The sequence below is a fragment of the Devosia ginsengisoli genome, assembly GCF_024707105.1.
GTDB classification, from domain to species: domain Bacteria; phylum Pseudomonadota; class Alphaproteobacteria; order Rhizobiales; family Devosiaceae; genus Devosia; species Devosia ginsengisoli_A.
In genome coordinates this window covers 433,600-455,408 of the sequence record NZ_JANQAJ010000005.1, presented here as the reverse complement: position 1 = coordinate 455,408, position 21,809 = coordinate 433,600, and the positions used below count along the sequence as shown (strand labels likewise).

General features: G+C 63.7%; 24 protein-coding genes and 3 pseudogenes. 14 read left to right on the top strand and 13 right to left on the bottom strand.

The window, feature by feature from the left end; genetic code table 11:
* Positions 1 to 159: 159 nt before the first annotated feature.
* The 5 genes and pseudogenes from fsa to NVV79_RS03665 form a co-directional block, all read right to left on the bottom strand.
* Positions 160 to 813, bottom strand: coding sequence for a fructose-6-phosphate aldolase (fsa, locus tag NVV79_RS03685; RefSeq protein WP_303986371.1), 654 nt, complete (start codon positions 811 to 813; stop codon positions 160 to 162).
* A gap of 78 nt (positions 814 to 891) precedes the next feature.
* Positions 892 to 1,278 carry an aminotransferase class I/II-fold pyridoxal phosphate-dependent enzyme gene (locus tag NVV79_RS03680; RefSeq protein WP_303986369.1) on the bottom strand — a complete coding sequence of 129 codons (387 nt, stop codon included), beginning with the start codon at positions 1,276 to 1,278 and terminating at the stop codon, positions 892 to 894.
* 4 nt (positions 1,279 to 1,282) lie between these two features.
* Positions 1,283 to 2,029: pseudogene (locus NVV79_RS03675) on the bottom strand (aminotransferase class I/II-fold pyridoxal phosphate-dependent enzyme); the annotation flags it as partial.
* Between the two features lie 171 nt (positions 2,030 to 2,200).
* The gene (locus NVV79_RS03670; RefSeq protein WP_303986367.1) at positions 2,201 to 3,124 is read right to left on the bottom strand and encodes an electron transfer flavoprotein subunit alpha/FixB family protein; all 924 of its coding nucleotides are present in this window, start codon (positions 3,122 to 3,124) and stop codon (positions 2,201 to 2,203) included.
* A complete protein-coding gene (locus NVV79_RS03665) occupies positions 3,124 to 3,882 on the bottom strand; it encodes an electron transfer flavoprotein subunit beta/FixA family protein (RefSeq protein WP_303986365.1) in 759 nt (252 codons plus the stop codon). Before NVV79_RS03665 ends, NVV79_RS03670 begins: the two co-directional genes overlap by 1 nt.
* 267 nt (positions 3,883 to 4,149) lie before the next feature.
* On the opposite strand from NVV79_RS03665, the gene NVV79_RS03660 reads away from it, so the two are divergent.
* From NVV79_RS03660 to NVV79_RS03640, 5 genes are all read left to right on the top strand, one after another.
* Positions 4,150 to 5,319 (top strand): M20 aminoacylase family protein, encoded by a 1,170-nt coding sequence (locus NVV79_RS03660; RefSeq protein ID WP_303986363.1) that lies wholly within the window; start codon positions 4,150 to 4,152, stop codon positions 5,317 to 5,319.
* Positions 5,320 to 5,534: 215 nt separating this feature from the next.
* Positions 5,535 to 5,939: an endonuclease domain-containing protein gene (locus NVV79_RS03655; RefSeq protein ID WP_303986361.1), complete on the top strand. Its 405-nt coding sequence runs from the start codon at positions 5,535 to 5,537 to the stop codon at positions 5,937 to 5,939.
* Positions 5,940 to 5,997: 58 nt separating this feature from the next.
* Positions 5,998 to 7,056 (top strand): AbrB family transcriptional regulator, encoded by a 1,059-nt coding sequence (locus NVV79_RS03650; protein WP_303986359.1) that lies wholly within the window; start codon positions 5,998 to 6,000, stop codon positions 7,054 to 7,056.
* 20 nt (positions 7,057 to 7,076) lie between these two features.
* Entirely contained in the window at positions 7,077 to 7,352 is a 276-nt protein-coding gene (locus NVV79_RS03645) for a hypothetical protein (RefSeq protein WP_303986357.1), read from the top strand.
* A 138-nt stretch (positions 7,353 to 7,490) separates the two neighbouring features.
* Positions 7,491 to 7,778 carry a hypothetical protein gene (locus NVV79_RS03640; protein WP_303986355.1) on the top strand — a complete coding sequence of 96 codons (288 nt, stop codon included), beginning with the start codon at positions 7,491 to 7,493 and terminating at the stop codon, positions 7,776 to 7,778.
* A gap of 129 nt (positions 7,779 to 7,907) precedes the next feature.
* Here the strand turns inward: NVV79_RS03640 and NVV79_RS03635 are convergent, their stop codons facing one another.
* Entirely contained in the window at positions 7,908 to 9,545 is a 1,638-nt protein-coding gene (locus NVV79_RS03635) for an alpha-glucosidase family protein (protein ID WP_303986354.1), read from the bottom strand.
* Between the two features lie 132 nt (positions 9,546 to 9,677).
* Here NVV79_RS03635 and NVV79_RS03630 point away from each other — a divergent pair, with 132 nt between their 5' ends.
* On the top strand, positions 9,678 to 10,013 hold the full coding sequence (locus NVV79_RS03630) for a cupin domain-containing protein (RefSeq protein ID WP_303986351.1): 336 nt from the start codon (positions 9,678 to 9,680) through the stop codon (positions 10,011 to 10,013).
* Positions 10,014 to 10,078: 65 nt separating this feature from the next.
* Here NVV79_RS03630 and NVV79_RS03625 read toward each other — a convergent pair whose 3' ends face one another.
* Entirely contained in the window at positions 10,079 to 11,017 is a 939-nt protein-coding gene (locus NVV79_RS03625; RefSeq protein WP_303986349.1) for a 2-hydroxyacid dehydrogenase, read from the bottom strand.
* Between the two features lie 141 nt (positions 11,018 to 11,158).
* On the opposite strand from NVV79_RS03625, the gene NVV79_RS03620 reads away from it, so the two are divergent.
* From NVV79_RS03620 to NVV79_RS03610, 3 genes are all read left to right on the top strand, one after another.
* Positions 11,159 to 11,497: a helix-turn-helix transcriptional regulator gene (locus tag NVV79_RS03620; RefSeq protein ID WP_303986348.1), complete on the top strand. Its 339-nt coding sequence runs from the start codon at positions 11,159 to 11,161 to the stop codon at positions 11,495 to 11,497.
* On the top strand, positions 11,494 to 11,961 hold the full coding sequence (locus NVV79_RS03615; RefSeq protein ID WP_303986346.1) for an SRPBCC family protein: 468 nt from the start codon (positions 11,494 to 11,496) through the stop codon (positions 11,959 to 11,961). The genes NVV79_RS03620 and NVV79_RS03615 overlap by 4 nt, the downstream gene beginning before the upstream one ends.
* A 219-nt stretch (positions 11,962 to 12,180) precedes the next feature.
* On the top strand, positions 12,181 to 12,804 hold the full coding sequence (locus tag NVV79_RS03610; protein WP_303986344.1) for a dihydrofolate reductase family protein: 624 nt from the start codon (positions 12,181 to 12,183) through the stop codon (positions 12,802 to 12,804).
* A 7-nt stretch (positions 12,805 to 12,811) separates the two neighbouring features.
* Here the strand turns inward: NVV79_RS03610 and NVV79_RS22515 are convergent, their stop codons facing one another.
* The 3 genes and pseudogenes from NVV79_RS22515 to NVV79_RS03600 all read right to left on the bottom strand — a co-directional run bounded on the left by NVV79_RS22515 (position 12,812) and on the right by NVV79_RS03600 (position 15,196).
* Positions 12,812 to 13,033 carry a transporter associated domain-containing protein gene (locus NVV79_RS22515; RefSeq protein WP_369684697.1) on the bottom strand — a complete coding sequence of 74 codons (222 nt, stop codon included), beginning with the start codon at positions 13,031 to 13,033 and terminating at the stop codon, positions 12,812 to 12,814.
* 101 nt (positions 13,034 to 13,134) lie between these two features.
* A pseudogene (locus NVV79_RS03605) lies at positions 13,135 to 14,124 on the bottom strand (hemolysin family protein); the annotation flags it as partial.
* A gap of 136 nt (positions 14,125 to 14,260) precedes the next feature.
* Entirely contained in the window at positions 14,261 to 15,196 is a 936-nt protein-coding gene (locus NVV79_RS03600; RefSeq protein WP_303986340.1) for an AEC family transporter, read from the bottom strand.
* A gap of 172 nt (positions 15,197 to 15,368) precedes the next feature.
* On the opposite strand from NVV79_RS03600, the gene glpD reads away from it, so the two are divergent.
* Together glpD and glpK are read left to right on the top strand one after the other, a co-directional pair.
* Positions 15,369 to 16,865 carry a glycerol-3-phosphate dehydrogenase gene (glpD, locus tag NVV79_RS03595; RefSeq protein WP_303986338.1) on the top strand — a complete coding sequence of 499 codons (1,497 nt, stop codon included), beginning with the start codon at positions 15,369 to 15,371 and terminating at the stop codon, positions 16,863 to 16,865.
* A 97-nt stretch (positions 16,866 to 16,962) separates the two neighbouring features.
* A pseudogene (gene glpK / locus NVV79_RS03590) lies at positions 16,963 to 18,451 on the top strand (glycerol kinase GlpK).
* 130 nt (positions 18,452 to 18,581) lie between these two features.
* On the opposite strand, the gene NVV79_RS03585 reads toward glpK, so the two are convergent.
* Positions 18,582 to 19,256: a helix-turn-helix transcriptional regulator gene (locus tag NVV79_RS03585; protein WP_303986336.1), complete on the bottom strand. Its 675-nt coding sequence runs from the start codon at positions 19,254 to 19,256 to the stop codon at positions 18,582 to 18,584.
* A 72-nt stretch (positions 19,257 to 19,328) separates the two neighbouring features.
* Between NVV79_RS03585 and NVV79_RS03580 the strand changes: the two genes are divergently transcribed.
* Positions 19,329 to 19,658, top strand: coding sequence for an NIPSNAP family protein (locus NVV79_RS03580; protein ID WP_303986334.1), 330 nt, complete (start codon positions 19,329 to 19,331; stop codon positions 19,656 to 19,658).
* Positions 19,655 to 19,999, top strand: coding sequence for an antibiotic biosynthesis monooxygenase (locus tag NVV79_RS03575; protein WP_303986332.1), 345 nt, complete (start codon positions 19,655 to 19,657; stop codon positions 19,997 to 19,999). The genes NVV79_RS03580 and NVV79_RS03575 overlap by 4 nt, the downstream gene beginning before the upstream one ends.
* On the opposite strand, the gene NVV79_RS03570 is transcribed toward NVV79_RS03575, so the two are convergent.
* Both NVV79_RS03570 and NVV79_RS03565 read right to left on the bottom strand, forming a co-directional pair.
* A complete protein-coding gene (locus NVV79_RS03570; protein WP_303986330.1) occupies positions 19,996 to 20,502 on the bottom strand; it encodes a CAP domain-containing protein in 507 nt (168 codons plus the stop codon). The two genes, NVV79_RS03575 and NVV79_RS03570, sit on opposite strands and share 4 nt — an antisense overlap.
* 21 nt (positions 20,503 to 20,523) lie before the next feature.
* The gene (locus tag NVV79_RS03565; RefSeq protein ID WP_303986328.1) at positions 20,524 to 21,375 is read right to left on the bottom strand and encodes an aminoglycoside phosphotransferase family protein; all 852 of its coding nucleotides are present in this window, start codon (positions 21,373 to 21,375) and stop codon (positions 20,524 to 20,526) included.
* Between the two features lie 216 nt (positions 21,376 to 21,591).
* On the opposite strand from NVV79_RS03565, the gene NVV79_RS03560 reads away from it, so the two are divergent.
* Positions 21,592 to 21,768 carry a hypothetical protein gene (locus NVV79_RS03560; RefSeq protein WP_303986326.1) on the top strand — a complete coding sequence of 59 codons (177 nt, stop codon included), beginning with the start codon at positions 21,592 to 21,594 and terminating at the stop codon, positions 21,766 to 21,768.
* Positions 21,769 to 21,809 lie beyond the last annotated feature (41 nt).

The following is a 21,809-nucleotide window of genomic DNA, read 5'->3' as shown; positions in this document are numbered from 1 at the left end:
GCCCCGGCACCCCTCTCCCCTTGCGGGAGAGGGTGGAGCGGCCGAAGGCCGAGACGGGTGAGGGGTTACCTCCTCACCCTATATGTTCGGAGAGGTCGCAGACCCCTCATCCGGCGCTACGCGCCACCTTCTCCCGCAAGGGGAGAAGGGAAGAAGGCGTCAGACGATCGACTGGCCCGTGGCTTTCCAGTCCTTGAGGAAGCCGTCGATGCCGGCATTGGTCAGCGGGTGGTCGGCCAGCTTGCGGATGACGGCAGGCGGGATGGTGGCGACGTCGGCGCCGGCCAAAGCGACCTGGGTCACGTGGTTGGGCGAACGGATCGAGGCGGCCAGGATTTCGGTATCGAAGGCGTAGTTGTCGTAGATCTGGCGGATATTCTCGATCAGCTCGACACCATCGAGGTTGATGTCATCGAGACGCCCCAGGAAGGGCGAGATATAGGTCGCGCCGCATTTGGCGGCGAGCAGGGCCTGGTTGGCCGAGAAGCAGAGCGTGACGTTGGTCTTTACGCCGCGTTCCTTGAACGTCTTGGTGGCCTTGAGGCCGGCCAGGGTCAGCGGGAGCTTGACCACGACATTCTCGGCCAAAGCGGCCAGCACAGTGCCTTCGGCAATCATGCCGTCATATTCGAGGGAGGCGACTTCGGCCGAAACCGGACCGGGCACGATCGAGCAGATTTCCTTGACGACTTCCTTGAAGTCGCGGCCGGACTTGGCGATCAGCGACGGATTGGTGGTCACGCCGTCGAGCAGGCCCGTCTCGTAGAGCTCCTTGATGTCCTTGATTTCCGCAGTATCGACAAAGAACTTCATGGTTCCCTCCTAAATCCTTCTATGCCTCTCAGGCAGATGTAGCACGGCAAAGCCTTGCCGCAAGGGCATTCGCTGGCGTTATTTTATGGCCGCCAGAATGGCATCGGCCAGTTCGCCAACGCGATCTTCGGGGATGCCGGCAACGTTGATACGGCTGTCTCCAATCATATAGACGCCGTTCGCGGCCTTAAGTTGTTCGACGACCGAATTTTCCAGCCCCAACAGCGAAAACATGCCGCGATGGGCGGCGATGAAGTCGAAATCCTTGGAATTCGACCGCTGGCGGATGGCTTCGCTCAGCTTTTCGCGCAGGCGGATCATGCGGGCGCGCATCAGGTCGAGTTCGGCTTCCCATTCGGCGCGCAATTCGGCGTCCTCGAGGATGGTGCGGATGATTTCCGCGCCATGATCGGGGGGGCTGGCTATAGGCGCCGCGGATGATGTTAAGCAGTTGGGACTGCGCAATATCGGCCTGGGCGGCGTCGCGGGCGACGAGAATGGCGGCTCCGACGCGTTCGCGGTAGAGGCCGAAATTCTTGCTACCCGAGAAGGCTACCAGAGCTTCTGACACCGAGGATAAGATTTTGCGCGTGCCATAGGCATCGGCTTCCAGACCATCGCCGAAGCCGAGATAGGCCAGGTCGATGAAGGGCAGAGCACCTGTGCGTGCAAGGCTGGCCGCGACCTTATCCCATTGATCGGGCGAGAGATTTGCGCCGGTCGGGTTGTGGCAGCAGCCATGCAGCAGCACGACATCATCCTTGCCGAGCTTGTCGAGGGCATCGAGCATTTCGGCGAATTTCACGCCGCGCGTCTCGGTGTCGAAATAGGGATAAGTCTTGACCTGAAGCCCCGAATTGATGGCGATCGGGTTGTGATTGGGCCAGGTCGGGTCGGAGACCCACACGGTGGCGCCGGGGCGGGCGCGATTGACCAGTTGCATCAGCACCCAGAGCGAACCGGTGCCGCCGGGCGCCTGGGTGATGCGGACGCGGGAACGGTCGACGCTATCGGCCAGAGCCAGGTCGAGCACGGCGGCGCCAAAGCCCTTGTTGCCGGCAATGCCGAGATAAGTCTTTGTCTTGCCACCGGAAAAAATCTTCTGCTCGGCCTTTTTGACCGAGGACATGATCGGGGTGGTGCCCTGCTCGTCCTTGTAGACGCCGACGCCAAGGTCGATCTTGGTGGGACGCGGGTCAGCCGCGAATTCGCCCATGAGCGCCAAAATCTTGTCGCCGGGGGCCTTGGTCAGGGTCTCGAACATGATGAGGAGTCGTTCCGGTGGGAGGCGGGGTTGTTATAGGGGGCGGTGGGATTTTTGCAATGCGGGGAAGTGGCGCAGATCGGCGTGCCCGACCTCGTGGTTCGACGGGCTCACCATGAGGTCTCAGGGAATTTTGCCGTCCAGTTCTGCCAGCAATTGCGGAATGATTTCAAAGAGATCGCCGATCAGCGCCACATCGGCCAGCTTGACCAGCGGGGCTTCGGGATCGGTGTTGATGGCGACGATCTTCTTGGCGCCCTGAATGCCGGCGAGGTGTTGCAGGGCGCCGGATATGCCGATGGCGATATAGAGGTCGGGGGCGATGATCTTGCCGGTCTGGCCGACCTGCCAGTCATTGGGGGCGTAACCGGCATCGACGGCGGCGCGGGTGGCGCCGATGGCGGCGCCGAGCTTTTTGGCAAGCGATTCAATCAGTTGGAAATTCCCGGCCGAGCCGAGGGCAACACCGCCGCCGACCACGATCTGGGCGGTGGCAAGATCGGGCGTGTCGCTTTCGGTGCGGTGCGTGGCGATGAGGCTGGCGGCGGAAGCGACTTCGACATCAAGGGCTTCGATGGGGGCGGCATTGCCCGACGCGGCGGGGCGGAAGGCCGAGGCCCTGACGGTGAGGACGTGCCTGGTCTGGTTGTCCGTCACGGTCTGCACGGCATTGCCGGCATAGATGGGGCGATCGAAGCTGTTGGGACCGTGGATGGCGACCACGTCGGTGACCGGCATCAGGTCGAGTTTGGCGGCCAGGCGGGGCATGACATCCTTGCCCACGCTTCCGGCGCTGGCGACCACGTATTGATAACGTACTGTTAACGTTTCGAGCAGCGTTTCGAGCCCATCGGCTAAAGAACTGCCCTTTGCGGTCAGCACTTTAGCCACGCCTGACAGGGCGGACGCGGATTGGGCGATTGCAGTGGGGTCGTCGGCGACGACGAGGACATCGACCGGGCCCAGTTCGCTGACCGCGCCGACGACGCGGGCGGTGGCGGGCGAGAGGGCGCCGAGATCGTGATCGGCCAGAACCAGAACGCTCATCACAGCGCCTCCATCTGGGAGACATCCGATGCGATGAAGGCGGCCAGTTCGGCAACCGAGGCTACCGTCTTTCCTGCCACACGTTCTGCTGGCGGGGATATCTTTTCGACCACGAGGCGCGGGGCGAGGTCGACGCCGAATTCGGCGGCAGGGCGCACGGCGAGCGGCTTGGAGCGGGCCTTCATCACCATGGGCAGGGCGGCATTGCGCGGGGTGTTGAGGCGCAGATCAGCCGTGACGATGGCGGGGAGCGGCAGGGCGACAGTTTCGCGGCCGGAATCGACCTCTCTGACAACTTCCAGCCCCTGCCCCGTGACCTTGATTTCGGAGGCGAAGGTGGCCTGGGGGCGATTGGTCAGGGCGGCGAGCATCTGGCCGACATGATTGGAATCATCGTCCACGGCCTGCTTGCCGAGGAGGACGAGATCCGGATTTTCCTCGGCGACGACCTTGGCCAGCAGCTTTGCTATGGCGAGGGTTTCGAGCTCGGCATCGGTCTCGATCAGGATGCCGCGATGGGCGCCCATGGCGAGGGCGGTGAGGATGACGTCGTTGGCCGTCTTGGGACCGATGGAGACGACGACCACCTCGTCGCCATTGCCGGCCTCGGAGAGCTGCACGGCGGCTTCGACGGCGTGCTTGCAGAAGGGATTCATCGACATGCGGACGCCAGAGGTTTCGACGCCTGATCCATCGGGGCGAACCCGGATGCGGACATTGTGATCGACGACGCGCTTGATGGCGACCAGGATTTTCATGAATGGCTCCGGCAAGTTGCCGGTGTCATGGCAAATACGGGGGACAGGGGCAAGCCGCACGGGGGGAAATTTGGGCTAGAGGGCGCGGGTTTGTTGGAAAAGGGGTGCTGGGGTGCGTAGTGCCACGCCCCTCACCCACCGCTCGTCACCCTCGGGTGGGAGGGCACCGGCGACAGACCCTGAGTTCATGACAGAAAACCATGCTAAGGTTGACCTAACCGATTGGGACAGCGACACTGACCCAGAATAGACTGCTTCGGACTTCCCATGCCCATCATCAACCGTATTGCCGAATTTCACGAGGAGATCGCCGGCTGGCGGCGGGATTTTCATGCACACCCGGAAGTGCTGTATGATGTCGTGCGGACGGCCGGCGTGGTGGAGAGCAAGCTCAGGGAATTCGGCTGCGACGAGGTGGTGGCCGGCATCGGGCGCACCGGGGTGGTCGGCATCATCAATGGACGCAATGGCGGAAGCGGGCGGACGATCGGGCTGCGGGCCGACATGGATGCGCTGCCGGTGACCGAGAAGACGGGCAAGGACTATGCCTCGACCACGCCCGGCAAGATGCATGCCTGCGGGCATGATGGGCATACGGCGATGCTGCTGGGCGCGGCGAAATACCTGGCCGAGACGCGCAATTTCGACGGGCGGATCGCGGTCATTTTCCAGCCGGCGGAAGAGGGCGGCGCGGGCGGCAAGGCCATGCTGGATGACGGGCTGGTGGAACGGTTTGCCATCGACGAATTCTACGGCATGCATAACTGGCCGGGCATGCCGGCGGGGCATTTCGGCATTCGCGCCGGCGGCATCATGGCGGCGACGGACCGGTTCTATATCGACATTACCGGCCAGGGCGGCCATGCGGCGCGGCCGCAGACGACGATCGACCCCATCGTGGTGGCCGCCAATATGATCGTGGCCTTGCAATCGATCGTGTCGCGCAATGTCGACCCGCTGCATAGCGCGGTGCTGTCGGTGACGATGGTGGAGGCCGGGGAAGCCGACAATGTGATTTCGCGCACGGCCAAGATTACCGGCACGGTGCGCACGCTGGATGGCGCGGTGCAGGACCAGATCGAGGAACGGCTGGCGGATTTCGTACCGCAATTTGCCGCGAGCTTCGGCGCCACCGCGACGGTGCGCTATGCGCGGGGCTATCCGGTGACGGTCAATGCGCGCGAGCAGACCGACTTTGCCGCGCAGGTGGCGCGCGAGGTGGCGGGCGCCGAGCGGGTGGACGAGGACGCGCCGCCATCGATGGGCGGGGAGGATTTCTCCTTCATGCTGGAGGCACGACCGGGGGCCTATATTTTTCTCGGCAATGGCGACAGCGCCGAGCTGCATACCGATATGTATGATTTCAATGACGATGTGATTCCGGTGGGGGCGTCGTACTGGGTGCGGCTGGCGGAGAAGGCGCTGCCGGTGGGGTAATCCGGAACTTCGGATTCTTGGAGAGATACCCCCTCCCTGCTCGATCACGGACTTAGCAAGGGCTAAGTCCTATCTCGCTTCCCTCCCCTCAAGGGGGAGGGTGAGGCCGGTGGTTGTGGCAGGATTTTGCCAGCGAGTGGAGACCACCCTCCCCCTTGAGGGGAGGGAAGCGTCGCTAGGCCCAAAGGGCCGTAGCAGAGCTGGGAGGGGGTGCGATGGCAACGCGCGCGCAGAGTTTGCGGAAGAACCCGACAACGGTCGAAGTCCGCTTCTGGAAGCTGATCGAACCGCTGCGATCGAGCGGCTATCACTTTCGCAAGCAGGTGCCGCTCGGATCGTTCGTTGTCGATTTTGCCTGCCACCAAGCCAGGGTTGTTGTCGAGATCGATGGGGATACGCACTATACCGACGCGGCGATGCGTAAGGATCGAGAGCGCGATGAGACACTGGCCAGACACGGATATACTGTACTTCGCTTCACCAATGGCGACGTAATGAACAATCCCGAGGGGGTTTACGACGCACTGGTTTTGGCGTTGGGGGAGAATACCCCCTCCCTAGCTTCACTACGGCCCCGGATGGGCCGAGTTACGCTACCCTCCTCTCAAGTGGGAGGGTGAACGCCCCTTCTGTGGCAGGATCGTGCCGTGCTATTCCCTTTTATCTCCTGAAGATTTCATGCCCTACCTTTCCAAACTCTACCCGGCTCTGTTCACCCTCGTCATCTCCGCGGCCGGCGGATTGATTGCCACTTTGCTCAACCTTCCGGCGGGGTGGCTGATGGGTGGGGCGCTGGCGGTGACGGCGGCAGCGATGGCCGGGATGAAGGTCAGCATGCCGGACCGGTTGCGGGATGTGGCTTTCGTGCTGATCGGCATGTCGATGGGGGCCAATGTAGCACCGGACAGCCTGCAACTGATTGCCAGCTGGCCGGTGAGCCTGGCGGGGTTGGTGGTGGAACTGGTGCTGATCATCGCGCTGACCGGGTGGATGCTGGTCAAGGTGTTCAAACTCGATGCGGGGACGGCCTATCTCAGCTCGTTTCCGGGGCATCTGTCTTTCATATTGGGGATCGCGGCAGCGGGCGTGGGCGATTCCCGGCAGATCGTCATCATCCAGGTGATCCGCATATTGATGCTGACCATTGCCGTGCCCGTTGGCGCGATGTTCCTGCCCATCGACCATTTCACCCCGCCGGCGCCGACGGAGTTCCTCGATATCGGGCAATTGCTGGCACTGGGGGCCGGATGCACTGTGATGGGGCTGATCTTCCTGTGGCTCAAGATGCCGGCCGGCTTCGTGCTCGGATCGATGGCGGCGGCGACGGCGGCCAAGCTGGGCGGGCTCTATGTCGAGGCCATTCCGACGCCGCTGGTGACGGTGACCTTCATCCTGACCGGCGCGCTGATCGGCTCGCGCTTTGCCGGCATCACGCGGGCGGAATTCATGAACGCGGCCAAGGGCGGGGTGATCGCCACCGTCATGACGCTGGCCATCGTGACTGTCGTGACCTATGCGGTGAGCCTGGTGGTCGACATGCCATTCGGGCAGCTCTGGCTGGGGCTATCGCCCGGCGCGCTGGAGGGCATGGGGGCGCTGGGCATCGCGCTGGGCTATGATACCGCCTTCATCGCGGCGCATCACGTGATCCGGCTATTGCTGCTGAGTTTCGCCATCCCTGCCGTGGTGGTACTGATCAGGCGCCGCGAGGCCGCCGCAATCGCGCGGCAGCAATAGCGACAAAGGAGATTCTGACCATGCGCCCTGCCCTGCCCCTGGCTTTCACCCTCATCGCCGCAATGGCATCGCCCGCTTTGGCCGCCCCGATCTGCTCGGGCACGTTCGGGCTGGACCCGGAAATATTCAGCGAGGCCGAGATCAACGATTTCAACTTCGACCTGCTGCGCGGCCGGGGCGTGAACGTGACCCGCACCGAAATGTGGGGCGGCTGCATCCGTGCCTTCGTAAGGCAGGCCGATGGTCGCGAAGCCATGGAATTCTACGATCCGATGACCTTGCGCCGCGTGGAATAGGCAGCGCTCTTCCTGCCGGAAGATGGACAGGGAATTACCGAGCGCTTTCCAATATTTCATATTGATTGCAGTAGTTTAACTGGTGACCGAGACGTGCCGGGCCGATGATCGGGGTGTTCAAGACCTCCCGAGAAAAGGATGACCGACATGTTCAAGACCATTCTAGCCACCAGTATCGCCGCCGCCAGCCTGGCCGTCGTGGCTCTGCCGGCGCAGGCCGCAACCGGCAATATCAGTTGCGACGTGGGCTCCCCCATCGTCGGGTCGGAAGACCTGATCAGCCAGGAGCTGACCGCGATGGGCTATACTGTCGACGGCGTCGAGGAATGGAACAATTGCGTGCGCGCCTTCGTGGTGAAGGCGGATGGCTCGCTGGGCATGATGTTCTTCGAGCCCGGCTCGCTGAAGCTGCTCGGCGCGGCGTAGGTTTCTGGGGATACCCCCTCCTAGCCTCCCCTGATAGGGGGAGGAACAGATCGAGTTTGAGGCACTATTATACCCACAAGCCGAGCGGATTCCTCCCCCTATCAGGGGGAGGTTAGGTGGGGGTATCCGCTATTTGATGCTCACCCGCCGGCCCGTATTCAGCGCCACGAAAGCATAGCCGTTGGGGCCGAGTTGCAGGCTTTTTCCGGCGAGGGCGGCGTGTTGGGAGACGGGCTCGAGCTCGGTGCCACTGGAGATGCCTGATACGGCGAGGGTCTGGGCTTCGGCCGAGAGATTGAAGAGGCAGAGCAGGCTCTGCTCGCCCAGGGTGCGGCGGAAGGCGAGGACGGGCTCCGATGTCTTGAGGAAGGCGATATCGCCGGTCAGCAGGACGGGGTGGTTCTTTCGCCAGGCGAGAATGGTGCGATAAAAGGCCAGCGTCGAATTCGGATCGGCGTTCTGGCCGGCGACATTGAGGGCCGACTGGGCATATTTGACCGGCAGCCAGGGTGTGCCTGATGTAAAGCCGTTGGGGGCATTGCCCTCGTCCCACGGCATGGGGGTACGGCAGCCGTCGCGGCCCTTGTCCTCGGGCCAGAAGCGGATGCCGCGCGGGTCGGTCAATTCCTCGAACAGCAGATCGGTTTCGGGCAGGCCCAGTTCCTCGCCCTGATAGAGGCAGACCGAGCCGCGCAGCGACAGGACCAAAGCCGCCGACTGGCGGGCGAGAGCGGCCGGGGACTGGCTGAAGGGCGCCCAACGCGTGACGTGGCGCGGCACATCGTGATTGGAAAAGCTCCAGCAGGGCCAGCCATCGGGTCCGGCCTTGAAGAATTGTTCGATACGCGTGCGGAAATGGGCGGCGGTGAATTGCGGCCCGAGGAAATCGAAGCCGTAGCACATGTGGAGCGTATCGCCGCCGGAGGTGTATTCGGCCATGAGCTTGACCGACTTGTGGCTGTCTCCCACTTCGCCCACCGAGGTGGCGCCGGGAAATTCGTCGAGCAGGGCGCGGACGCGCTTGAGGAAAGCCAGGTTTTCCGGCTGGCTCTTAGAGTAGCGGTGCTCCTGCATGTCATAGGGGTTCACGGCATAGGCCAGATGCTCGTTCTTGACCTTGTTGGGCGGATTGGAGCGCAGCTTGCTGTCGTGGAAATAGTAATTGACCGTGTCGAGGCGGAAGCCGTCGATGCCGCGCTCCAGCCAGAAACGCATGACATCGAGCACGGCCTGCTGCACTTCGGGATTGTGGAAATTGAGGTCGGGCTGGCTGGCGAGGAAATTGTGCAGGTAATACTGGCCGCGGGTGGGGTTCCACTCCCAGGCGCGGCCACCGAAGACGGCGGGCCAGTTATTGGGTGGGGAGCCGTCGGGCAGCGGGTTGGCCCAGACATACCAGTCGGCCTTGGCATTGGTGCGGTTGAGGCGCGATTCCTGGAACCAGGGATGCAGGTCCGAGGTGTGGCTCACCACCTGGTCCATGATGACCTTGAGGCCGCGGGCATGGGCCTGTTCGACGAGGCTGTCGAAATCCTGCAGCGAGCCGAAGAGGCGATCGACCTCGCGATAATCGGACACGTCATAACCCATATCGGCCTGAGGCGACTGGGTGATGGGTGACAGCCAGATGCAATCGACGCCGAGGCCGGCAATGTGATCGAGCCGGGCGATGATGCCGGGCAGATCGCCTATGCCATCGCCATTGCTGTCCTGAAACGAGCGGGGATAGACCTGATAGATCACTCCGCCGCGCCACCACTCGGTCATTACATTTCTCCTGTTCGTCACGGGAAGCTAGCGGGTCGCAACGCGGAAGGGAATCGTGGCGTTGCGCAGACGGGGCATGTCGAAAAGGCGCCCTGCCGTTCGTCGGAAAGACAGAACGACAGGAGAAAGACCATGCATCTATTGCGCGCGGCGGACCGGGCACAGAGCAAGAGCCGGACGATCCGGTTCGAAGGGGCGGCCTATGGCACCGATATTTCGTTCTTTGCCGTGGACAACGATCCCGGCCAGGGACCGGGGTTGCATATCCACCCTTATCCCGAGACCTGGATCGTGCAAGCGGGCCGCGCGCGCGTCGTGGCGGGCGAGGAGAGCTTCGAGGTGGGACCGGGCGATATCGCGGTGGTCCCGAGCGGGGTCCCGCACAAATTCACCAATATCGGCGAGGGGCGGCTGGTGATGTTCTGCGTGCATGACACGGGGACGATGGTGCAGGAGAATCTGGAATAGGGCTCCCTGCCCGCAGAGGTTCCCGCTTTCGCGGGAATGACCCGGTGGCAAGTTTCCGAACGACGCTACACCACCGCGCTGATCAACGGTTCGCCGGCGAAATGGGCTTCGAGGTTGGCCACCAATAGTGCGCCCATGGCGTCGCGGGTTTGCACCGTGGCGCTGCCCTGGTGGGGGCTGAGGACGACGTTGTCGAGGGCGAGGAAGCCGGCGGGAACTTTGGGTTCGTCTTCGAACACATCGAGCGCCGCGCCGCCGAGGCCGCCATTCTGCAGCAGGTCGAGCATGGCGGGTTCGTCGATCAGCGTGCCGCGGGCGACATTGACCAGCATGCCCTTGGGGCCGAGCGCTTCGAGCACTTCGCGGCTGACGATGCGCTCGGTGCCCTTGCCGCCGGGGGCGATGATGACCAGCCAGTCGCTGTCGCGCGCCATGTCCACCAGATTGTCGTAGAAGACATGCGGCTCGGACGCCTGGCGGTGGCGGCCGTGATAGACGACGCGCATCTTCATGGCCTGGGCCCTGATAGCAATCTCCTTGCCGATGCGGCCGAGGCCGAGAATGCCGACGGTCTTGCCGGTGAGTTCGGTGAAAAGCGGCATGCTGCCGCCGAGCCATTTGCCCTGGCGCACATATTGGTCGGCCTGCGGGATGCGGCGGGCCAAGGCGATCATCAGCCCAATGGTGAGTTCGGCCACGGCGTCGTTGAGCACGTTGGGCGTGTTGGTGACGCGGATATTGCGGGCCTTGGCCGTCCTGGTGTCGATATTGTCGTAGCCGACGCCAAAGCTGGCGATGATTTCGAGATTGGGCAGCGCATCCATGAGATCGGCCTGCACGCCCGAGCCGGCATGGGCGCGGATGCGGCTGCCATTGGCTGACAGCCAAGCCTTGGGATCGGCCTCTTCATGCAGCTTGTGAACGGTATAACGCTCGGCCAGGGCAGCTTCGCAACTGGCGAGCAGCTTGCCGGTTTGCAGGATCTCGATGGACTTGTCGGTCATTCGGCGGGACTCGCAATTCTGGTATGGCAGGCACAATAGGGGCCAGGTGCTCCGAAGCAAGCCCTCCCCCTGCCCCGCCCGTTCGGCAGCATCAGAATCGTTAGCTCTTGCGCTAAGCGTCTTTGCCTGATACTTAGCCTTATGGAACAGTATCAGACGCAGCTCGATGGCATTTTCCAGGCACTGGCCGACCCGACGCGGCGGGCGGTGGTGGGACGGCTGGGGCGGGGGCCGGCCAGCGTGGGCGAGCTTGCCGCGCCGTTCGACATGGCCCTGCCCTCCTTCATGAAGCACATTCATGTGCTGGAGGGGGCCGGGCTGATCCGCACCAGCAAGGCCGGGCGCGTGCGCACGTGCACGATAGACCGGGCTCGGCTGGCGGCGGTCGATAGCTGGCTCAACGAACAAAGGGCGATCTGGGAAGGCCGGACGGACCGGCTGGAACAGTTCGTCACCCAGAACAAGGAACAGAAGGCATGACTCCGCTCGATCCGGAACGCGATCTCGAAATCAGCCGCGTCATCAAGGCGCCGCGCTCGGCCATCTGGGCGGCGTGGACGACGCCCGAGAGCTTTGCCAAATGGTGGATACCGGCACCAGCCCTGTGCCGGGTGGCGGAGATGGACCTGCGGCCGGGCGGCGCGCTGACCACGCTGATGAGCGAGAATGGCGGCGAGTTCGGCCCGCACCTCTCGGCCTGCTACCTCGCTCTCGAAGAGGGGCGGCGGATCGTCTTCACCAATGCACTGGTGGGCGGCTGGCGGCCGGCCGAGCAGCCGATGATGACGGCGGTGATCACGCTTGATGACCACGACCTAGGCACGGCCTATCGAGCTGTGGTGATGCACAAGGACAATGCCGACCAGACCATGCATCGCGACATGGGCTTTTATGACGGCTGGGGATCGGTGACGGCGCAATTGGCGGCGCTGGTCGAGAGGTAGACACGAGCCTGGGGCACTTCGGGTTTCTGTGGCTCCCGTCACCCCACCCTCAGTCCCTCCCCATCATGGGGAGGGAGGCGCCAGCTCCGAGGTCAATGTTCATCGTCTCCCTCCCCTTTGGGGAGGGATCAAGGGTGGGGGTGAGTCACACACGCACCGGGCGAACGGGCAAGCCACGTCCAATTACTTATCTAAATGGCTAACTTATGGAGACGGACAATGCGTAAAGTCATTCTGGGAATGATGACCACTCTCAATGGCCGGCTGGACAGCCCGTTCGAATGGGTGGATGCGGTGGGCGACGACGTCTATCGGCAGATCAACGAGAATGCCGCGACTTCGGACACGATGCTGATCGGCCGCACCACCTATGACGAAATGGTGGCCTATTGGCCGGGCACGCTGGCATCGGGCGAAGGCACGGCGAGCAACCAGGCCATGGCAAGGCATATGCACGATATCGAAAAGCTGGTGATCTCGCGCAGCGGCTCGCGGGCGCTGGAGCCGTGGCACAGGGCGCGGATGGTGACAGCGGCGGATGATGCGGCGCTGGTGGGGTTCATCACCGAGCTCAAGGCGCAGGAAGGCGGCGACATTCACCTGTCGGGCGGCGCAGGCCTGGTGCAATCCATGGTGCGGCTGGGACTGGTCGACCGCTTCAACTTCTTCGTGTTTCCCACCGTGTCGCCGGGCGCGGCCTGGTTCGGGGACCTGACGGAGAAGCGGGATATGAATGTGGTTGATGTCAAACCCTATGACAGCGGGGTGGTCGGCCTATCGCTGGAGCCGCGCGCACAGTTGGATATGGGCGCACCGCAGCGGTTCACCGAGCTGCTGAGCTGACGGCAGGCTATTTGCCGGATTTGGCAGGCGAGGTCTTGCTGACTTGCTTGGTGACGAGCAACTGGTTGAGGCGCATGCGGTCAGCGTCGACCACTTCGAACGTATAGCCGCCGGCATCGACGCGATCGCCCTTGCGGGCGGCGCGGCGCAGGTGATGGACGACGAAGCCGCCAATGGTTTCGTAATGGCCATCGCCATGCAGTTGCTTGAGCCCGAGCGCCTGCGCCACCTCGACCAAGGGGTGACGCCGTCGATCAGATAACTGTTGTCCTCGCGACGCAGGATGGGCTTTTCCTCAAAGGGATTGACCAGGCCCTGCACCAGGGCGGCCATCAAATCCTTGAAGGTGACGATGCCCACCACATAGGCATATTCGCTGACCACCAGGGCGAAGCCGGTATTCTGGGCCTGAAATTCGGCCATGACTTCCCACACATTGAGGGAGTCGGGGACCGACAGCACGTCGCGGCGCGCCTCGCGGAAATCGACCGAACTGGAATGCTCGAAGGCGGCGGCCAGCGCGTCTTCGGCGCGGACGCAGCCAATGACATTGTCCAGCCCGCCATCGCAGAGCGGATAGCGCGAAAACGGAAACTGCTGCACCTTTTCGCGCTGGATCTCGGTGGAATCGCGGATGTCGAGATAGGTGATGCTATCGCGCACCGTCATTACCGAGGTGACGCTGCGCAATTCGAGCGCCAGCACATTCTTGATGAGCTGGTGCTCGTTCTTCATCAACGCACCCGAGGCCTCGCCGCCGGCCAGGATCATGCGGAAATCCTCGCCGGTCACTTCGTCATTGCGCTCGGGCTTGAGACGCAGCAGCGCGATCAGCCGGTCGGACAGGGAACTGAAGATCCAGACCAGGGGCTTGAGCATGCGGACCTGGATTTCGAGAAAGCCGCCGACAAACAGCGCCACCCGCTCCGGCATCATCATGGCGATGCGCCGGGGGGTGAGGTCGGCGAGGAGAATGAACAGGGCCGTCACCAGGACAAAGGAGAGGATGCCGCCAAGCGTCTCGGCATTCTCAATCGGCATGAGTGGCGATAGCAGGGCGGCAAAATATGGCGCGAGAAATTCCGAGCCGACAATGCCGGCCAGGATCGAGACCGCATTGGTGCTGATCTGCAGGGCGGTGATGACATTGCCGGCATTGGCCCGCAGCTTGATGAAGCGGAGCGCACGGGCATCGCCCTGCTCGGCCAGCGCGCGAATGCGGATTTCGCGCGCCGCCGCGAAGGCGATTTCGGCCAGGGCGATCAGGATGCTGATCATGACCAGAAGGGCAATCAGCAAGAGTCCAAGCAATGCGTTCATGGACCTTCTATAGAACGCAAATGGGCCGCCAGCCTATAGGATTTCACCGTTTCGTTGAAACGGTGAAATCGCTCCAAGTCCTTGTTTTGTCGCGTTTCCGAACCGCAAAACCGTTGCCACTTTTGCTGGAAACGCTCTAGAGCGACAGGATGTAGAGCCAGCCCGATACGGTCACGGCCGAAGCGACCGTGCCGATGAGGATGGCATTGGCGGCGACGCTGACGCCCCTGTTGTAATAGGTGGCGAAGACATAGACGTTGACGCCGGCCGGCATGGCCGAGAGCAGGATGCCGTAGCGCGCGATCTCCATGGGCACATGCAGCACCCAGATCATCAGCACATAGGCGATGGCGGGGTGGACGATCAGCTTGATGATGGAGGCGATCAGCGCCTGCTTCCAGTTCTCGCTGAGCTTGAACTCGTTGAGCGCCCCGCCAATGCCGAACAGGGCCGCGGGAACCACGGCCTGGGCCATCATGCGGAAGAACGCGTCGGCCGGCTCGATCAGCGTAAGGCCGGAGAAATAGCCGATCAGGCCGGCGGCAATGCCCCAGATCAGCGGGTTGGAACCGACGCGCTTACCGGCGACCAGCAGCGTCTTGCCGAGCGAGGCGCCGTCGCGACGCATCAGCTCGATGGTGACCATGCCGCTGGTGAGCAGGATGGCGCCATGCAGGCCGATGATCGACAGCACGACGGGCAGCGCATCGACGCCATAGGCGCGCTGCATGATCGGCAGGCCGACCAGCACAGTATTGGTGAACGTGCCCGAAAAGGCCACCGACACGGCCTCGCCCGGCCGGTTGCCGAAAGCCTTCAGCGCGATGACGATGCCCAGCGCGAAACAGGCCAGCGCGCCGATATAAAACGGTCCGATAATGGCGATATTGAAGGCCGAACTGAAATCGCTGGTCAGTAGCGAATGGAACAGCAGGCAGGGCGTGGCGAAATTATTGACGAAGGCGATCAGGCCCTTGATGCCATCGGCCGGGAACAGGCGGAAGCGCACCGCGCCATAGCCGAATGCCATCAGCGCGAAGATGGGCGCAATGACGGTGAGGATGGCGAGCATGGCCGGGATTCCGGGACCGAGAAGACGCCATGCCCTATCCGCCCGGCAGCGCAGGGTCAATGACGATCTTGTATGGAAGATTGAATGTGGCGGGCAAGCGGGAGAGCGAAACTACAATCTTCCAAAACGAAAGCCAAACGCGTACAAACGAAAGATAAAAGAGGTTTGAACCATGGCCGGCAGCGACAGCGTCGATATCTTCGTCATCGGCGGGGGCATCAATGGCGCCAGCGTGGCGCGCGACGCGGTGGGGCGCGGCTATAGCGTGGCGCTGGCCGAGATGAACGACCTGGCCTCGGGCACGTCATCGGCGGCCACCAAGCTGGTGCATGGCGGGCTGCGCTATCTCGAACATTACGAATTCCGCCTGGTGCATGAGGCGCTGGCCGAGCGCGAGGTGCTGTGGGCGGAGGCGCCGCATATCATCAAGCCGCTGCGCTTCGTGCTGCCGCATCACAAGGGGTTGCGGCCGGCCATGGTGCTGCGGGCGGGGCTGGCCATGTATGACTATATGGGCGGCCGCCGCCTGCTGCCGCCGACCAAGATGCTGGACCTGACGCGGGACGTGACCGGCAAGCCGCTGAAGCCGGGCTATCGGCTGGGCTTCGAATATTCGGATTGCTGGGTGGATGACGCGCGCTTCGTGGTGCTCAATGCGCGCGACGCGGCCGACAGGGGCGCCGCCATCCATGTGCGGACCAAGGTGACCGGCATGCGGCGCGAGGGTGGCGGGTGGCTGGTGGCGCTGGATGGCGAGGCCGGGCAGCAGAGCGTGCGGGCCAAGCTGGTGGTCAATGCGGCGGGACCGTGGGTGGATCACGTGATATCGGAGGCGATGGGCCGCAGCGGGGCGCATCATGTGCGGCTGGTCAAGGGCAGCCATATCGTGGTGCACAAGCTCTATGACCACGACCGCTGCTACATCTTCCAGAATGCCGATGGGCGCATCATCTTCGCCATTCCCTATGAGGATGATTTCACCCTGATCGGCACGACCGACGCGGACTATCACGGCGACCCCAAGAATGTGCGGATTTCCGACCAGGAAACCGACTACCTGCTGAGCGCGGCGAGCGAATATTTCGCCCTTCCGGTGACGCGGGACCAGATCCACTGGAGCTATTCTGGCGTGCGGCCGCTATTCGACGACGGGGCCAGCGCGGCGCAGGAGGCGACGCGGGACTATGTGCTCAAGGTCGATGGCGACGCGGCTGATGGCGCTGTCATCAACGTGTTCGGCGGCAAGCTGACCACATCGCGGCGGCTGGCGGAATCGGTGCTGGACAAGATCGAGGCCGTGCTGGGCAAGAAGGGCGCGGCCTGGACGAAGACGAGCCGGCTGCCCGGCGGCGACTTCGAGCCACTGGCCTTCGAGGCGGAAGCGCGGCGGCTGGGCATGGATTATGCCGGGATACCGGCGAGATTGCTGCGGCGCCTGTTGCGGCAATATGGCAGCAAGGCGCGGATAGTGCTGGGAAGCGCTGGGGGCGTGGAAGAACTGGGGCAGCATTTCGGCTGGGACCTCTATGCGGCGGAGGTGGATTACCTCATGGGTCATGAATGGGCGCGGACGGCGCAGGATGTGCTGTGGCGGCGGACCAAGGTGGGGCTGCGGGTGAGCGCTGACGAGGTGAAGGCGCTGGAGGCGTATATGGACGGGCGCAACTAGCAGGGTTGTCTCCTTCTCCCCTTGTGGGAGAAGGTGCCCGAAGGGCGGACCCACAAGGGGCGAGGGGAGATAGAGCGGCAAGCTCAGTGGAGGAACTATGAGCGGTTACATTCTGGCGATCGACCAGGGGACAACATCGAGCCGGGCGATCGTGTTCGGCAAGGACCGGACGATTGCCGGACTGGGGCAGAAGGAATTTACCCAGATATTTCCCCAAGACGGCTGGGTGGAGCATGACCCGGAGGAAATCTGGGATTCTGTCGTCTGGTCGATCAGGACGGCGCTGAAGAAAGCCGGGATCACCGCGAACGACGTGGCGGCCATCGGCATTACCAACCAGCGCGAGACGACGCTGATCTGGGACCGGACGACCGGCAAGGCGATCCACAATGCCATCGTGTGGCAGGACCGGCGCACCGCGGCCTATTGCGCGAAGCTGAAGAAGGCGGGGCATGAAAGCATGGTCACGCGGAAGACCGGGCTGCTGCTCGATCCCTATTTTTCCGGCACCAAGGTCAAGTGGCTGCTGGACAATGTGAAGGGTGCGCGCAAGCGGGCGGAAAAAGGGCGAGCTGGCCTTCGGGACGGTGGACAGCTTTCTCATCTGGCGGCTGACCGGCGGCAAGGTGCATGCGAGTGACGCGACCAATGCGGGGCGGACGCTGCTGTTCGATATTGCCGAGAATCAGTGGGACAAGGGGCTGCTGGACCTGTTCGACGTACCGGCGGCGCTGTTGCCCGAGGTGAAGGATTGCGCCGATGATTTCGGGGTGACGGACCCGACCCTGTTCGGCGCGGCAATTCCCATTCTCGGGGTGGCGGGGGACCAGCATGCGGCGACGATCGGGCAGGCCTGTTTCCAGCCGGGCATGCTGAAATCGACCTATGGCACGGGGTGCTTCGCGCTGCTCAATACCGGCAAGGACCTGGTGCGCAGCAAGAACCGGCTGCTGACCACTATCGCCTATCGCCTGGACGGCGAGACCAGCTACGCCCTCGAAGGCTCGATCTTCATTGCCGGGGCGGCGGTGCAGTGGATCCGCGACGGGCTGAAACTGGTCAAGCATGCCAGCGAGACCGGCCCCCTGGCGCGGACGTCCGACCCGAGCCAGAACGTCTATATGGTGCCGGCCTTTGTGGGGCTGGGCGCGCCGTGGTGGGACGCGGAGGCGCGCGGGGCCATTTACGGGCTGACGCGCAATTCGGGGCCGGCCGAAATCGCAAGGGCAGCGCTGGAGGCGGTCTGCTATCAGACGCGCGACCTGCTGGAGGCCATGCGCAAGGACTGGAAAGGCGGCGGCGACACGGTTTTGCGCGTCGATGGCGGCATGGTGGCGTCGGACTGGACCATGCAGTTCCTGGCCGATGTGCTGGATGCGCCGGTGGACCGGCCGGTGATCCTCGAAACCACGGCGCTTGGGGCGGCATGGCTGGCGGGAGCGAAGGCCGGGGTGTGGCCGGGCATGACGGAATTTGCCGCGAGCTGGGCGCGGGACAAGAGGTTCGAGCCGGAGATGGATGCGGCCGAGCGGCGGCGGAAGGTCAAGGGCTGGGATGCGGCGGTGCGGCGGACGCTGAGTGTTTAGAGTTTTTGCGGATACCCCTTCCTAGCCTCCCCCTGATAGGGGGAGGAACAGATTGGGGTTGTGGCACTATATTGCCATGACCACAGTGCGGCTCCTCCCCCTATCAGGGGGAGGTTGGGAGGGGTATCCCCTATGCTAGCACTTCCGCCGCAAAAGCCTTCCTGCCCTCAGTCGTGAATCGCAGCACCCGCCCGCCGGCACGGCGGAGCCAGTCGCGTTGCAGCATTTCGTCGAGCATGGCGGAGCCCAGCGCGCCGGCCAGATGGTGGCGGCGTTCGGACCAGTCGAGGCAATGCAGGCAGACCGGGCGACGGGCTGTTTCCAGCGTGGCGACGGGAATGCCGAAATGCTCGAACCAGGCGCGGCCGTCCGCGGTCAGCGTAACGATCTCGCCATCGGTGATGAAGCCTTTGGCGGTCAGGGCGCCGAACAAGGCGACGCCTGCTTCGCCGGCCAGGTGATCGTAGCAGATACGGGCCTGGCGCAGGGCGGCGTCGTTCGGGCCGGTGCGGATGGGTGTGGCGCCAGCGCGCTGGGCGAAGCTCATGAGCTGTTCGAGCAGTTGGGCCACGTCGCTGCCGGAGAGGCGCAGATAGCGGTGGCGACCCTGCTTTTCGGCGACCAGCAGGCCGGCTTCGGTGAGTTTGGACACATGGCCGCTGGCGGTCGGCAGGGTGACGCCGGCCGCTTCGGCCAGCTCGCTCACCGTCAGGGCACGACCATCCATCAGCGCCGTCAGGATGTTGGCGCGGGCGGGATCGCCGATCAGGGCGGCGATGCTGGCAATGGAGGGGCCATCCTTCATAGTTCGACCGTAGCCGAAGCATTGTCGTCAATCAATAGGGTAGCATCGATGCTTCGACATGGAGACCAGACGATGATCACCTGCTTCATCCGCTACGAGATCGACCCGTTCAAGACGGACGAATTCGCGCAATATGCCCGCAACTGGGGCGAGGCCATTCCGCGCTGCGGCGCCGAGCTGATCGGCTATTTCGCGCCGCATGAGGGCTCGGCGACGACCGCTTATGGCGTCTACACTATCGAGAATCTGGCGGCCTACGAGGCCTATCGCGCCCGGCTGCGGGACGATCCGCTGGGGCGGGAAAATTACGACTTTGCCCGGCGCGAGCAGTTCATCCGCAAGGAAGACCGAATATTCCTGCGGCTGGCCTCGGCGCCGCATGGCCCACTGGTGCGGCCATGATCGCTGTCATCTTCGAGGTGTGGCCGGCAGAGGGCGAGATGGGGCGCTATCTCGAACTGGCATCGGCCTTGCGGGCCGACCTGGAGCAGATCGACGGCTTCATTTCGGTGGAACGGTTCGAGAGCCTGTCCACGCCGGGAAAGCTGCTGTCGCTGTCGATCTTTCGCGACGAGGCGGCGGTGGCGGCGTGGCGCAACCGGCCGGGGCATCGTGCGACGCAGGCCAGGGGGCGCAGTGGCGTGTTCGCCAATTATCGGCTGCGCGTGGCGCAGGTGCTACGTGACTATGGCCTCAACGAGCGGGAGGAAGCGCCGGCGGACAGCCGGGCGGCCCACGGCTAGGAGGCGACCCAGGCCTGGAAGCTGCCGCCGGCAATCATGGCCCAATAGAGCTTGCCATTGGGGGCGCGGGCCACGGCGAGGCCGAATTCGACGAAGCGGTGGCTGAGCAGCGTGCCGCGATGGCCCGAGGATTCCATCCAGCCCTCGATGGCGCCCTGCAGGCTGGTATAGCCCTTGGCGACATTCTCGCCCACGGCGCCGATATAGCCGGCGGCGGTGACGCGCTGGCGCAGGGTAACGCCGAGATCGTGGCTCAGCGTGTTCTTCTGCGCCATGAGGCGGGCCTGCGAGCGGGCGGCATCTTCGAGACGGGTATTGTAGGCCCAGGGCGGCGCGCCATTGGCCTTGCGCACGGCATTGATGGCCGCAAGAATTTCATCGTCGGTCAGGGTTTCGGGCGTGCTGGCGGCGGCCTTGGGCAGCATCGGGATGGTGGTGGAGCAGGCAGCGAGGCCAGTTGCCGCGGTGAGCACAAGAAAGCCGCGGCGCGTCGTGGTGAACATCGAAAGATCCATGGTGATGCGCTAGGCCTGGTCGTAGGCGCTGAGCAGGTTCGGCAGGCAGGCGAGCAGGCCGGTGATGGGATTGCCATCGGCGAGGTCCCAGCAGGCCGAGAGGGCAGCATGGGCGGCGGCCCAGCCCAGCATGCGCTTGCGCGGATAGTTCAGGCGCTGCGACAGGATATCGGCGCGGGCGGCGATGCGGCGCGGATCGGCGGCGATATTGTCGGCATGCTTCGGATTGATGAAGACATTGGCGACATCATAGGCCGGATCGCCCAGCAGGCCCTTGGGATCGATGGCGAGCCAGCCGCGATCGGAGGACAGGATATTGTCGTGATGCAGGTCGCCATGCAGCGGCAGCTGCGCGCTGGGGCGGTCGAAGAGCTTGAGGGCGATGCCGCTGGAGCGGGCATAGAGATCGCGGGCCGTATGCGGCCAGGCGCGCACATCGGTATCGAACAGGGTCTGGAAGCGCTCACGCAGAGGCTGCAGATCGTCGGGCGCGCCGGGGCGGGCGCGATGGAGATTGGCTACCACGGTAGCGATGGCGATGGTGCTTTCGTCATCGCGGCCGGCACGAACCGGATCGGCCAGCGGACCGCCATCGAGCCATTCCATGAAGATGGTATCGCCGTGAATGTCGAAGACGGTAGCGGCGCCGTCGCCTTCATACCATTGCAGCAGGCGGGCGCCCCTGCCCTCCTCCTCGGCGACGACAGGCTTCAATATCTTGAGGGCGCCGAAATTGCGGCCATTCTGCTCGACGCGGAAAATCCAGCTCCGCGGCGTGTCCGCCACAGGGGTCGATTTGGTCAGGGACCAGCGGATCATGGCGCGGCTGAGCGCGGTTTCTACGGGCGACTGATTCATCATTGCCGGTATTAGAGCAGAAGGAGCGCTATTTCGACAGGGTGGGCGCTGATCGCCGGTAAACGTGATGAAATCGTGACCGGTAACCGACGGGTAAGGTTGCCGATTGGGGGAATCGCAACCCTAAAAGCAGGAAGGGCCGGCGCGGCAAGGCTTCGTTACCGGTCGGGGGCGCAGACTGGGCAGACGCGAAAGCAAGTCCTTCAGGGGGAGCTTGAAATGACGCATCAACCTTATGAAGACCGGCGCGAACCGACGCGACTCGCCGATATCATCGCCGCCGATGAAGGCCACCCGACATTCGGGCGGCAGGTGCTGAACGGCCTCGGCGGCTTGCTGGTGCTGCTGGTGACCGGTGTGGTGATCGTGGCTCTGGTGCTGTGGAAGTCGCCTTAGTCGGAGCTCTACCCTTCTCCCCTTGAGGGAGAAGGTGCCCG

Coding starts and splice junctions, on each gene's coding strand:
- fsa (WP_303986371.1), bottom strand. CDS start 813: ATGAAGTTCTTTGTCGATACTGCGGAAATCAAGGACATCAAGGAGCTC.
- NVV79_RS03670 (WP_303986367.1), bottom strand. CDS start 3,124: ATGAGCGTTCTGGTTCTGGCCGATCACGATCTCGGCGCCCTCTCGCCC.
- NVV79_RS03665 (WP_303986365.1), bottom strand. CDS start 3,882: ATGAAAATCCTGGTCGCCATCAAGCGCGTCGTCGATCACAATGTCCGC.
- NVV79_RS03660 (WP_303986363.1), top strand. CDS start 4,150: ATGCCCATCATCAACCGTATTGCCGAATTTCACGAGGAGATCGCCGGC.
- NVV79_RS03655 (WP_303986361.1), top strand. CDS start 5,535: ATGGCAACGCGCGCGCAGAGTTTGCGGAAGAACCCGACAACGGTCGAA.
- NVV79_RS03650 (WP_303986359.1), top strand. CDS start 5,998: ATGCCCTACCTTTCCAAACTCTACCCGGCTCTGTTCACCCTCGTCATC.
- NVV79_RS03645 (WP_303986357.1), top strand. CDS start 7,077: ATGCGCCCTGCCCTGCCCCTGGCTTTCACCCTCATCGCCGCAATGGCA.
- NVV79_RS03640 (WP_303986355.1), top strand. CDS start 7,491: ATGACCGACATGTTCAAGACCATTCTAGCCACCAGTATCGCCGCCGCC.
- NVV79_RS03635 (WP_303986354.1), bottom strand. CDS start 9,545: ATGACCGAGTGGTGGCGCGGCGGAGTGATCTATCAGGTCTATCCCCGC.
- NVV79_RS03630 (WP_303986351.1), top strand. CDS start 9,678: ATGCATCTATTGCGCGCGGCGGACCGGGCACAGAGCAAGAGCCGGACG.
- NVV79_RS03625 (WP_303986349.1), bottom strand. CDS start 11,017: ATGACCGACAAGTCCATCGAGATCCTGCAAACCGGCAAGCTGCTCGCC.
- NVV79_RS03620 (WP_303986348.1), top strand. CDS start 11,159: ATGGAACAGTATCAGACGCAGCTCGATGGCATTTTCCAGGCACTGGCC.
- NVV79_RS03615 (WP_303986346.1), top strand. CDS start 11,494: ATGACTCCGCTCGATCCGGAACGCGATCTCGAAATCAGCCGCGTCATC.
- NVV79_RS03610 (WP_303986344.1), top strand. CDS start 12,181: ATGCGTAAAGTCATTCTGGGAATGATGACCACTCTCAATGGCCGGCTG.
- NVV79_RS03600 (WP_303986340.1), bottom strand. CDS start 15,196: ATGCTCGCCATCCTCACCGTCATTGCGCCCATCTTCGCGCTGATGGCA.
- glpD (WP_303986338.1), top strand. CDS start 15,369: ATGGCCGGCAGCGACAGCGTCGATATCTTCGTCATCGGCGGGGGCATC.
- NVV79_RS03585 (WP_303986336.1), bottom strand. CDS start 19,256: ATGAAGGATGGCCCCTCCATTGCCAGCATCGCCGCCCTGATCGGCGAT.
- NVV79_RS03580 (WP_303986334.1), top strand. CDS start 19,329: ATGATCACCTGCTTCATCCGCTACGAGATCGACCCGTTCAAGACGGAC.
- NVV79_RS03575 (WP_303986332.1), top strand. CDS start 19,655: ATGATCGCTGTCATCTTCGAGGTGTGGCCGGCAGAGGGCGAGATGGGG.
- NVV79_RS03570 (WP_303986330.1), bottom strand. CDS start 20,502: ATGTTCACCACGACGCGCCGCGGCTTTCTTGTGCTCACCGCGGCAACT.
- NVV79_RS03565 (WP_303986328.1), bottom strand. CDS start 21,375: ATGATGAATCAGTCGCCCGTAGAAACCGCGCTCAGCCGCGCCATGATC.
- NVV79_RS03560 (WP_303986326.1), top strand. CDS start 21,592: ATGACGCATCAACCTTATGAAGACCGGCGCGAACCGACGCGACTCGCC.